General features: G+C 47.7%; 8 protein-coding genes. All 8 read left to right on the top strand.

Annotation, left to right across the window (positions count from 1 at the left end; genetic code table 11):
• The first annotated feature begins 52 nt into the window (after positions 1-52).
• The 8 genes from ABJ081_06325 to galE all read left to right on the top strand — a co-directional run bounded on the left by ABJ081_06325 (position 53) and on the right by galE (position 12797).
• Positions 53-1969, top strand: coding sequence for a response regulator (locus ABJ081_06325; protein MEP6356279.1), 1917 nt, complete (start codon positions 53-55; stop codon positions 1967-1969).
• 52 nt (positions 1970-2021) lie between these two features.
• A complete protein-coding gene (locus tag ABJ081_06330; GenBank protein ID MEP6356280.1) occupies positions 2022-2927 on the top strand; it encodes a GNAT family N-acetyltransferase in 906 nt (301 codons plus the stop codon).
• Between the two features lie 71 nt (positions 2928-2998).
• Positions 2999-5725 carry a DNA mismatch repair protein MutS gene (gene mutS, locus ABJ081_06335; protein MEP6356281.1) on the top strand — a complete coding sequence of 909 codons (2727 nt, stop codon included), beginning with the start codon at positions 2999-3001 and terminating at the stop codon, positions 5723-5725.
• 32 nt (positions 5726-5757) lie between these two features.
• Positions 5758-8568: a [protein-PII] uridylyltransferase gene (locus tag ABJ081_06340; GenBank protein MEP6356282.1), complete on the top strand. Its 2811-nt coding sequence runs from the start codon at positions 5758-5760 to the stop codon at positions 8566-8568.
• 3 nt (positions 8569-8571) lie between these two features.
• Positions 8572-10143, top strand: a complete 1572-nt coding sequence (gene murJ, locus ABJ081_06345; GenBank protein ID MEP6356283.1) for a murein biosynthesis integral membrane protein MurJ — start codon at positions 8572-8574, stop codon at positions 10141-10143.
• Between the two features lie 46 nt (positions 10144-10189).
• A complete protein-coding gene (trpS, locus tag ABJ081_06350) occupies positions 10190-11233 on the top strand; it encodes a tryptophan--tRNA ligase (protein MEP6356284.1) in 1044 nt (347 codons plus the stop codon).
• Between the two features lie 40 nt (positions 11234-11273).
• A complete protein-coding gene (locus ABJ081_06355) occupies positions 11274-11768 on the top strand; it encodes a universal stress protein (protein MEP6356285.1) in 495 nt (164 codons plus the stop codon).
• Between the two features lie 15 nt (positions 11769-11783).
• A complete protein-coding gene (galE, locus tag ABJ081_06360; protein ID MEP6356286.1) occupies positions 11784-12797 on the top strand; it encodes a UDP-glucose 4-epimerase GalE in 1014 nt (337 codons plus the stop codon).
• The last annotated feature ends 1 nt before the right edge of the window (position 12798 follow it).

Consider the following 12798-nt stretch of genomic DNA (forward strand, 5'->3'; position numbering starts at 1 on the left):
CTAAATACAAGCACTCAAGACTTTCGCAACTTTCATCCTGCATACTTGGAGAATGAAAAGTGAATTGCAACCAACCACCACCCATCAAGATAAAACTTCCGCGCTCCTTTGGACGATTTGGGGAGTTCTCGCGCTGTCCCCTATCATCGTGCTTGCCCTATGGATCACAGGTCCGAGCGCCATCACAATACCAAGCCCGCTGGTTATAGCTGGTCTATTATGTCTTATGCCTTTTGCTCTCACGTTGATTTTAAACAAGAGACACGCAAATGAGAAAGCACGAGCGAACAAACGTATAGACGATCTGGTTACAGAACTTGAACTATCCCAAGACGAGTTATGGGAAAAACACGCTCAAGACCAACGCCTTGAAAAAGCTGAAAGTTCGAACCGTGCTAAATCACGCTTTCTAGCAACCGTTAGCCATGAGATCAGAACCCCCCTTAATGGTATCTTGGGAATGACCGATTTACTTTCCGAGACCACCCTTTCATCAGATCAACGTGCTTATAATGATGCGGTCAAAAAATCTGGCACTGCTCTTTTAAGTCTTATCAATGACATTCTTGATTTCTCAAAAATTGAAGCAGGACAACTCAATCTTCTACCAAGTGACATTTCGCTCAACGAGCTCTTGGAAGGAACGGCGGAGCTACTCGCGCCACGTGCCTATGAAAAAGATATTGATCTTGCCGCCTATATTGACCCCGCTTTGCCGAAAACTATTCATGTTGACGGGGAGCGTCTGCGACAAGTTTTGTTTAATCTTGTTGGCAATGCCATCAAGTTTACAGAAAAAGGCGGCGTTATACTTAGCGCTGTGAGATCGAAAAATGGCATTCTGTTTTCCGTACGTGATACAGGTATTGGCATTGCTGATGAAGCCAAATTGAGAATTTTTCAAGAGTTCGGACAGGCTGATGAAGGCACTGCGCGCGCCTTTGGTGGCACAGGGTTAGGTCTTGCTATTTCGCACCATATCGTTGGTGCTTTTGGGAGCGAGTTACGCGTTGAGAGCACGCCAGATGAAGGCTCCTGCTTCCAATTCGAAATCATGAAAAACCTCACCGAGGTGGCGCAAGCTCATGCCCCGCTTAAAAACCGGTCGATCCTTCATATCAGTCCGCAAAAACCGGAAGCCGACGTTTTTACCGCACAAGCAAAAGATGATGGCGCGGTGATCACATCAGCCCTGACGTTGGTTGAGGCGCAAGCTAAAATAGCTGCTGCTGAAGCTGCAGGCGAAATGTTTGACCTCATTGCAATCGACGCACGCTTCATCGCCAAGCCCGATAATGTGATGAAAACCTTAAATGAGGCAACAGCGAAAATACCGCCATCAGTTGTTCTGATTGCACCGCGCGATCGCCCAAAACTTGCCGCCATCAAAAAGGCCGGCTTCCAGTCCTATTTAATGCGACCTATCCGTGCATCCTCGTTTAGCCGCGTGTCGCTCGACCTCATTAATCCAACCACGAAAAAGCAAACCAGTTTTATTTCTGACCCTGCTGATTTGAATAAAACAAAGAAGCCTAAGCGCAGAACAAAAGCAGCTTCGCGTTCTGTTTTGCTTGTTGAAGATAATCCCATTAACGCGCTTTTATCACGTGCGCTATTACAGCGTGAAGGATGGCAGGTTGAAAGTGTTGAAAATGGTCAAGATGCCGTTGCCCACATAGAACAAGGCTCATCTTTCGATCTGATTTTAATGGACCTTCATATGCCTGGCATGGACGGCCTGAGCGCTGCACGCATCATACGCAAACTAGAAAAAGAACGCAGATTGCCAGAAACCACTATTTTGACCTTAACGGCTGATGCAACAGATGAAGCACGCATTGCTGCGCTGGACGCTGGCATGGATGCTATTTTGACGAAACCGATAGATATTGAACTTTTTCGACATGAAATTGGGAAAATTCAACATCAATCCGATAATTCTAAATACAAATCTGTCACAGGACTGTAGAATAACACTGCTCTAAAGAAGCACTCATTTAATTCTACGGAAAAGACAAGCAATGCTCGGCCTGAAGACATTTAAGCATCGTGCCTTTCTGTCCCAAACTCTTGCCGCTTTTAAAAAAGCCAAAAGTCGCCGAAACCAAGAGAGATTAAATCCTTTGCTTGGTCGGATTGGGTCTCTTGAAGTAAGACTTGCGACAACGCGGGCAGAACTTCGGGCAGCACAGCGTTTGCGCTATCAAGTCTTCTTTGATGAAATGTCAGCTCGTGGCAAAGTCATGACTCTTACCCCGCGTCGCGATGTGGATCCTTTTGATGCCTATTGCGACCATTTGATTGTTATCGACAATGAGGCGCACCAAAATGACATTAAGGGAACGAAAGCCAAAATCATTGGAACCTATCGCCTATTGCGTCAGGAGATAGCCCAACAAAACGACGGCTTTTATTCAGCCAAGGAATATGACCTTGTAAATTTTCTAGACCATCATAAAAACATGCGGTTTCTTGAACTTGGCCGTTCTTGCGTCATGAAGGAATATCGAACTAAACGCACCGTTGAACTTTTGTGGCATGGTATTTGGACTTATGTGCTGCATCACAAAATCGATGTCATGTTCGGCTGCGCTTCGCTTGAAGGAACTGATATAAAGGCCTTGCAAGAGCAATTATCTTTCCTTTCGCAGCTGCATGACACGCCGAAAGAATGGCAGGTAAAAGCACATGGAAACCATTATGTTCCCATGAAAGCGCATAGTGCCAATTTTTCCAAAAAACAGGCCCTTTCAGCCCTGCCGCCCCTTATCAAAGGATATCTGCGGCTGGGGGCTTATATTGGCGACGGGGCGGTGATCGACCATGATTTTGGTACAACAGATGTGCTGATTATCCTGCCTGTTGAAAACATCAATCCGCGCTATATCAGCCACTACGGTGAAAGTGCTGGACGGTACGCCGCATAAATCTATGGAAAGCCGTCAGTCTTGTAATCGTCGGGCGTGAATTCATCACCAGCCTCTGCTAAGCTTGGGATATGAATATATCTACTCCCAGTCCCAACATTGATAAGCCGGCCAACAAAGCGCCGGAACTAACCCCTATGATGGCGCAATATGTGGAGATCAAAATCGCAAACCCCGATAGTTTGCTGTTTTATCGTATGGGCGATTTTTACGAGCTTTTCTTTGAAGATGCCGAAGAGGCATCGCGGGCACTCGGTATTACCCTGACCAAACGCGGCAAACATCAAGGAGAAGACATTCCAATGTGTGGCGTGCCAGTGCATGCAGCGGATGGCTATTTACAGCAACTCATTGCGCTTGATTTTCGGGTGGCTGTTTGCGAGCAATTGGAAGACCCAGCTGAAGCGAAAAAGCGCGGGGCGAAGTCCGTGGTCAAGCGCGATGTTGTGCGTCTTGTCACACCTGGCACCCTGACAGAAGATAATTTACTTGAATCAGGAGCTAATAATTTTCTTGCGAGCCTTGCCCGCACCCAGGTTTCTGAGGCAGGCGATTATACGCTGGCGTGGGTTGATCTTTCAACCGGTGAGTTCCGCCTTGCAGCCACGAGCCTTAAAAATCTTGAGGCCGATATTGCGCGCATTGATCCAAAAGAGCTGATCTTGAGCGACGCTGTGTTTTGTGACCCTGAGATGCGCCAAATTTTTGAGGAGATTGTTGGAGCTGTCGTCCCTCAACCTGCTGCGTTTTTTGAATCCACAACGGCGGATGAGCGAATAACTCGGTTTTTTAATGTGGCCTCGCTTGACGCCTTTGGCACATTCTCACGCTGTGAGTTGGCAGCGGCGGCGGCCATTTTATCCTATATCGAGAAGACACAAATCGGTGAAAAACCTGCTTTGAACCCGCCAGCTCGTGAAGATGCTAATAGTGTCATGCTGATCGACCCTGCTACCAGAGCCAATCTTGAGATTACAAAAACCTTGTCCGGTGAGAAAAAGGGCGGGCTGCTTGCAACCGTCAATATGACCGTGACCGGTAGCGGTGCACGGCTTTTGGCGGAACGCCTTGCAAGCCCTTCTTTAAATGCCGAGACCATTAATCAACGCCTTGATGCGGTCAGTTATTTTTTAAATGCCCGCGAGCTTCGTGCTCGTTTACGTAACACATTAAAAGCCGCGCCTGATATTCTACGATGCCTCTCACGATTGACTCTTTCAAGAGGCGGTCCACGTGATATGGCAGCCATTGGTGCTGGACTTGAGGCAGCGCTTTCGCTTGATACCTTGCTTGGCGAACAAGCCCTATCATCGGATTATCCTAAACTCATCCAAGAAGCGCTGAATGAACTGCGTGATGCACCAAAAGACTTAGCTCATTTACTCATCTCCGCGCTGCGTGATGAATTGCCATTGTTAAAACGCGATGGAGGCTTTGTTGCCAAGGGGTATGACAAGGCGCTTGATGAAACCTGTGCGCTCCGTGATGAAAGCCGCAAGGTTATTGCAAGCCTGCAAGTTAAATATTCAGAACTTGCTGACATCAAAGCCCTGAAAATCAAACATAATAATGTGCTTGGTTATTTCATTGAAGTCACAGCCCAGCATAGTGAGCGCTTGTTGGCAGCGCCAATGAGCGAGACATTCATTCACCGACAGACATTGGCCAATGTCATACGTTTTACAACAACAGAATTGTCTGAATTACAAACCAGTATCGTCAATGCTGCTGATCGGGCGAGAGGTATGGAACTTGCCATCTTTGACACCTTGGAAGATGCCATTGTGTCAGCTAGCGGGCCGATCAAAAAAATTGCACGCGCCATGGCCGAACTTGATGTGGCGAACGCAAATGCAGAACTGGCCGAGCGGCGTAATTATTGTCGGCCTAAAGTGGACAATAGCCTGTCTTTTGCTGTGGTTGAGGGGCGACACCCAGTGGTGGAGCGTGCTTTATCCCAGGCCATGAGCGATCCTTTCGTTGCCAATAATTGCGACCTCTCAGGCGATAATGTGAAAACCGGTGGCGGTTTGATCTGGCTTGTCACGGGACCTAATATGGCAGGTAAATCAACATTTCTGCGTCAAAACGCACTGATTGCCATCATGGCGCAAAGTGGCGGTTATGTGCCTGCAACATCGGCTCATATAGGCATGGTTGACCGGCTTTTCTCACGCGTTGGAGCGGCGGATGATCTGGCGCGTGGACGATCCACCTTCATGGTGGAAATGGTAGAGACGGCCGCCATTCTCAATCAGGCAGGATCGCGCGCGCTCGTCATCCTTGATGAAATTGGCCGTGGCACAGCAACATTTGATGGACTTTCAATTGCTTGGGCTGCGATTGAACATTTACATGAGGTCAATCGCTCACGCTGTTTATTTGCAACTCACTATCATGAATTGACCGCACTTTCAGAAAAGCTCAAACGACTATCCAATGCCACAGTCAAGGTGAGCGAATGGAAGGGAGACGTTGTGTTTTTGCATGAGATCGTGCCCGGTGCTGCTGACCGCTCATATGGCATTCAAGTTGCTAAATTAGCCGGGCTGCCAGCCACGGTTATCAACCGCGCGAAAGGTGTTCTGGGGCAACTTGAAGCGAGTGACCGGCAAAACCCTACGACTTTGATTGATGATTTACCGCTTTTCAATGCGGCCAAACCAGCCCCCCCAACAAGCAATGCTGCGGAAGGCGCGCTGAAAATGGCTCTTGACGCGGTGAACCCAGATGATCTAACCCCGCGTGAGGCCCTTGAGCAACTCTATGCTCTAAAAGCACGGGCAAGGGATTCGTAAAACACACCAATGCGTGCAATAGGAAGCTGTCTTTGACATCCAAGAATAAACCAAAAAAAGGCACCAAGTGCCTCGCGGAACGTGATGGCTTAATTGACCTAGCAACACTTGATGGCAAAATTGAAGCGCTCATTGCCGAGTTTGGTGATGCCACATCGCCGCAATGTAGAAATGCTCTTTTGGCCTATTTGAAGCAAGTAATTGCCGATGGGCGCGACCGTGGTGAAGTGCTGCTTTTAGAAGACGGCTCAGGATTAAAATGTGCCGCTCGCTTAAGCAGCCTTCAAGATGAACTCATTGGTGCAATACATCGATTTGTACTCAAACATATCTACCGTATTGACAATCCATCAGCTGCTGAGCGTATGGCGATTGTGGCTGTTGGTGGTTATGGTCGCGGAACATTGGCACCTGGTTCAGACATCGATCTCCTGTTCCTCTTGCCCTATAAGCAAACCCCATGGGGTGAGAGTGTTGTCGAATATATTCTCTATATGCTTTGGGATATGAGCTTCAAAGTTGGCCATGCTACCCGCAATCTTGACGAATGTATCCGCCTGTCATTGCAAGATATGACCATCCGCACAGCCGTTTTGGAAGCGCGGTTTTTGCATGGCGACAAAGACCTTTTCGACGATATGGAAGAAAGGTTCAGCAAAGAGGTTATCCGCGGCACAAGCGCTAAATTTATTGAAGCAAAAATGGCAGAACGCGATCAGCGGCACAGTAGGGCTGGTGGCTCCCGTTATCTGGTCGAGCCCAACCTGAAAGAAGGTAAAGGAGCACTGCGTGACCTACACACATTGTTCTGGATTTCAAAATATTTCTATCAGGTCAAAACAGCGGATGAGCTTCTCAAAGAAGGTATATTCAACAAAGACGAATATAAATTGTTTCGTAAATCAGGCGACTTTCTGTGGGCGGTTCGCTGTCATTTGCATTATCTGACAGGCAGGGCAGAAGAACGCCTTAGCTTTGACCTTCAGCGTGAAATGGCAAAGCGGCTCAATTATAAAACGCATGGCGGGTTGCTCGATGTCGAGCGTTTTATGAAACACTATTTTTTGGTCGCAAAAAACGTTGGTGATCTAACCAATATTCTATCAACCAAATTAGAGCAAAATCAGGTAAAGAAAGCGCCCAAGCTTAACCGCCTCGTAGCAGCAATCAGAGGTCGCAAACCAAGCGCGATAAAGGGCAATGATGTCTTTTTGAATGAAAACAACCGTATCATCCAAACGAATGACGATATTTTTAAAAAAGACCCCGTGAATTTTCTGCGCGCCTTTAAGACTGCAGACAGAACTGGGCTAAATTTTCACCCAAACCTTTTGCATTTGATGGCACGTTCTTTGAAATTGATCACCAAGGAAGTGCGCGCAAACAGGGAAGCAAATGATATCTTCTTGGAGGTTTTATGCTCCAAACGTGATCCTGAAACCATATTACGCAAGATGAATGAATCAGGTGTTTTAGGTCGGTTTGTACCAGATTTTGGTAAAATCATCGCGATGATGCAATTCAATATGTATCATCACTACACAGTAGACGAACACACAATCCGCGCGATTGGTGTGCTCTCTTCTATTGAGCACAAAGAGTCGGAAGACGAGCATCCTGTTGCTCATAATCTGTTCGATACACTCGACGACCGACGGATGCTTTATATCGCACTTTTTTTACACGATATTGCCAAGGGACGACCAGAAGATCATTCCATTGCAGGGGCGAAGGTGGCCAAGCGTATTGGCAAACGGTTTAATCTCAAACCATCGCAAATTGAGACACTCTCATGGCTGGTGCTTGAACATTTGACCATGAGCATCATCGCGCAATCAAGAGATTTAAGCGACCCCAAAACCATCCGGGATTTTGCCAATATAGTGCAAAGCCCTGAACGTTTAAAACTGCTTTTAATTTTGACTATCTGCGATATCAAAGCCGTTGGCCCAGGCGTTTGGAATGGCTGGAAAGGACAATTGCTTCGAACATTATATCATGAAACTCAGCCCTTGTTAGCCGGTGGATACAATACCATAGCGATTGAAAAGCGCATGGAAGAAGCCCGTGGCGCATTGGCCAAGGCACTAACTGGATGGGATGAAGCAGATAGAATTGCTTATGTAGAGCGCCACTATCCCGCCTATTTGTTGCGCACCGATCTTGAGACGCAAAAACAACATGCCGAGTTCATCTTAAAGTCGCAAATCGGTGATATGCCTCTAGCCACCATGGCCCACACCCTCGCATTTGAAGGCGTGACAGAGATCACTATCTATGCACCGGACCAACCAGACATGCTCAGGGTTTTGGCTGGCGCTTGTGCACGTGCTGGCGCCCATATTGTTGACGCCCAGATTTATACAACCCGCGATGGATTTGCCATCGATACCATGCACGTGCGCCGTGAGTTTGATAAAGAAGAAGACGAAATTAGACGCGCAGAGAGAATTGGCGACGAGATTAGAAACTCGCTAGCGGGTATAAAACCAAAAACCGAAAACGGGATTTCCCTTCGCTCAGTGCAACAATCAAGCAAAGCGTTTTCTGTCCAAACCGAAATCGTGATAGACAACACATTGTCGAATCGATTTTCTGTTATCGAAGCATCCGGCAAAGACCGCAAAGGTCTTCTGCATGATCTAGCACATGCTATTTTTGGCCTGAGTCTCAACATATCATCTGCCCATATTGCTACCTTCGGCGAACGTGCTGTGGACGTCTTTTACGTGACTGATCTGATGGGCGAAAAAATCACCAATAAGGCACGACAAGGCAAAATCAAACGGCATCTAGAAAAAGCTTTTAACCCACCTGCTAAACCCAAAAAGAAAGTGGCTTAAAAGATGCGTTTATTCAAAAGCTTTGCAACCGTCGGCGGCGCCACTATTGCCAGTCGCATATTGGGGTTTGTGCGCGAGATACTGATTGCAAGCTTAATTGGCGCTGGTCCAGTGGCGGATGCCTTTTATGCCGCCTTCAGATTTCCAAACCTTTTCCGACGCCTGTTTGCAGAAGGAGCCTTTAACACCGCCTTCATCCCGCTGTTTGCCAAAGAGCTTGAAACTGGTGGACGCGAGGCGGCACAAGCTTTTGCTCGTCAAGTCTTTTCCGTTTTATTTGTCACTCTTTTGGTGCTGACTGCTTTGGCTGAAATATCCATGCCCTGGCTTGTTAAAACCATTATTGCACCACGATTTGGCGAGGGGAGCGAGAAAACACTGCTAACCATTGATCTTGCACGGATCATGTTCCCCTATCTTTTATGTATGTCACTGGTTGCGATGTTATCTGGCGTTTTGAATTCGTTCCGCCATTATTTTGCGGCCGCTTTTGTGCCGGTATTACTCAATGTCATCATGATTGCTGTTTTGCTTTTCTGTTCCTTGTTCGAAACAGGCAATACGCCGCTCACTGGAACATATATGGCTTGGGGTGTGTTTGTCTCGGGCTTTGCACAACTTGCCCTTGTTTGGGCGGCGGCACGCAAGACCGGGTTTAGACTTTCTATGAGCCGACCACGCATGACACCGCCGGTGAAGCGGGTTCTTATACTGGCTGTACCTACAGCCATCGCTGGTGGAATCACGCAAATCAATCTGCTGGTTGGCCAAATCATCGCCTCAGCACAAGATGGCGCGATTGCGCTTTTGCAATATGCTGACAGGATTTATCAATTACCACTCGGCGTGATTGGTATTGCTATAGGGGTTGTGCTCTTGCCTGAATTGGCGCGCGATCTGAAATCCGGTGAAAAATCCAAAGCTATTGAGACACAAAATCAGTCGATGGAATTTGCCATGTGCCTGACATTGCCGGCCGCCGCCGCTCTCATGGTTATTCCTCATTTAATCACCTCTTCCCTTTATGAACGTGGCGCCTTTGATGCAGCAGCCACAGTTGGCGTCTCAGCGGCTCTTTCCGCTTTTGCGATCGGCTTACCGGCTTTTGTTCTCATCAAGGTGCTATCGCCTGCCTTTTTCGCACGGGAAAACACAAAAAGCCCGATGATCTATGCCGCGATCAATGCGATTGTGAATGTCATCTTATCCATTATTTTATTCCAAACTTATGACCACGTTGGCATTGCCATGGCCACCAGTGTGGCGGCATGGGTGAATGTTATCTTGTTATATGTCGGCTTGAAGCGCCGCAATTACTGGCCCATAAAATCAAGCACGCTCAGACGCTGCTTGATGATGGTTTTATCGAGTGCCGGCATGGCTTTAGGCCTTTATGGCGCGCAAAAATGGCTGCAGAGCCAAGGCCTGCTGGATGGCTTTTTATCACAAATAGCATCGCTCAGCGGCCTCGTCATTTTGGGCGCATTTATCTATTTTATTTTATGCAGGTTGACGGGAGCGGTTGATTTCAGGCACATGCTGCGCACAATGCGTCGTAAATCACCAAACAATTAAACGCCCTCGAATATCGCAAATGGCAAGCAAATAATCGGAACACTAAATGAGTGAAACAAACTTTGAAGCACGTGTTTTTTCTGGCGTTCAACCGACGGGTAACCTGCACTTGGGTAATTACTTAGGGGCCATCGTAAAATTCGTCGCCTTGCAAGAAACCCATAATTGTCTTTATTGCGTTGTCGACCAGCATGCCATTACTGCGGAAATACAGCCACCAGATGTTTTGAAAAATAACATTCGCGAGGTTAGTGCTGCTTTCATCGCAGCCGGCGTCGATCCAGTGGAGCAAATCGTCTTCAACCAGAGTCAGGTCAGCGTTCATGCAGAGCTTGCATGGGTTTTCAATTGTACCGCCCGCATGGGCTGGCTAAACCGGATGACGCAGTTCAAAGATAAAGCGGGTAAAAACAAAGAAAATGCCTCTGTTGGCCTGTTTTCATATCCTAATCTGATGGCTGCCGATATTCTGGCCTATAAAGCAACCCATGTACCTGTTGGCGAAGACCAAAAACAACATTTGGAACTGTCACGCGATATTGCATCTAAATTTAATACTGATCTTGCCGATGCCATTGCCGCTCAAGGACATGAGGGTGGGTTTTTCCCACTCCCAGAGCCCTTGATCCAAGGGCCAGCCACGCGGGTAATGTCGCTACGTGATGGCACAAAGAAGATGTCTAAATCTGATCCCTCAGACCTGTCTCGTCTTAACCTGACAGATGATGCTGATACGATTATGAAAAAACTACGTAAGGCAAAAACTGACCCCGATGCACTGCCAAGTGAAACAAAAGGTTTGGAGGGTCGGCCCGAGGCAAACAATCTCGTTGGCATCTTTGCCGCGCTTTCTGCCCAATCAAAAGATGACGTGCTTCGTGAGTATGGAGGCAAGCAGTTTTCAGAATTCAAACCCGCTCTTGCAGAGCTTGCACTAACAACCTTAAGCCCGGTCGCGAATGAAATGCGCAGACTGGTGGATGCGCCAGATTATATTGATGGTGTCTTGCGAGAAGGCGCGCATCGTGCAAATGCTATAGCGCGGCCTATTATGGATGATGTAAAAGACATTCTGGGCTTTTTAAGATAGGTGCTTGTCACCTAATCTATACAACTGGCAAAGGTTTGTTATGGGGTGGAAACGTAAAAGTTCTGAAGAAGGTCATCGCCGCAAGTTTCTAGTGGTTCTTGATGATACACCAGAGTGCGCACGTGCCGTTGCTTATTCAGCGAAGCGAGCCGAGCGTACGAATGGCGGGCTGATTATGCTCTATATAATCAAGCCATCTGAATTTCAGCATTGGCTGGGCGTTGAGGGTGTGATGAGAGCCGAAGCACATGAACAGGCACAAACCATTCTTAGTAGCTTTAATGATATTGCACATGAAATAGCCCAAATTGAACCGGAACAGGTCATTAAGGAAGGCGTGCCAACTGAAGTGATCGCAGAACTGATTGAAGAGGATGAAGATATAGCACTTCTTGTCCTCGCCGCCAGTATGGATGGAGAAGGGCCAGGGCCTTTGATCTCAGACTTTACCCGAACCATGAGCAGCCATTTCCCTATTCCGATGACAATTGTTCCTGGCGACTTAACTGATGAAGATATCAACGCCTTATCATAAGGATTATTGATAGAAATGAGCGTTTTAATCACAGGTGGTGCCGGTTATATCGGCTCACACACATCCCTTCTTTTCTTAGAAGCTGGTCACGATGTTGTCGTGGTCGATAACCTGACAAATAGCCATTTAGTGTCCCTTGAACGCGTGGCTGACATTACGGGTCGCAAGGTCCATTTCGAGAAACTCGATATCCGCGATAAGGACGGGCTTTGTTCGGTCATAAAAGCCCATCACTGTGACAGTGTTGTGCATTTTGCAGGACTCAAGGCTGTCGGGGAATCGAATGAGATACCGCTTTCTTACTATGACAATAATGTCGTTGGCTCGCTTCGTCTTTTGGAAGCAATGAATGAATGTGACGTTCGCAAGATTATATTCAGTTCATCTGCGACCGTTTATGGTGTGCCGCAATATCTGCCACTAACCGAGAGTCACCCCCTTGGCGCTATCAACCCTTATGGCCGCACCAAACAAATGATCGAAGATGTTCTGCGCGATCTCGCCGCCAGTGATCCTCGCTGGGGCATCATGTTGCTTCGTTATTTCAACCCGGTGGGTGGGCATGAAAGTGGTCTCATCGGTGAAAATCCGATTGGTATACCCAATAACCTCATGCCATTCATTGCGCAGGTAGCGAGTGGGAGGCGCGAGCAGCTGTCTGTTTTTGGCGATGATTATGAGACCCCTGATGGCACAGGCGTACGCGATTATATCCATGTGATGGACCTCGCACGCGGGCATCTGGCAGCGCATGATAAACTCTCCAACACCGGCTGCCATGCGGTTAATCTCGGCACCGGTACAGGCTATAGTGTTTTGGAAATGATCCGCGCTTTTGAACGGGCTTCGAATCAAAAAGTTGCCTACCAAATTTCCCCACGCCGTGAAGGCGATGTTGCATCATGTTACGCGGATACAAGCCTCGCACAGTCTGAGCTCAGCTGGAAAGCTGAACGGGATCTGGAAACCATGTGCGCTGACACATGGAACTGGATACGCAAAAACCCGAAGGGGTATGAAGGTACGTAAC

This window comes from Hyphomicrobiales bacterium, assembly GCA_039989895.1.
Classification (GTDB): Bacteria; Pseudomonadota; Alphaproteobacteria; order Rhizobiales; family JACESI01; genus JACESI01.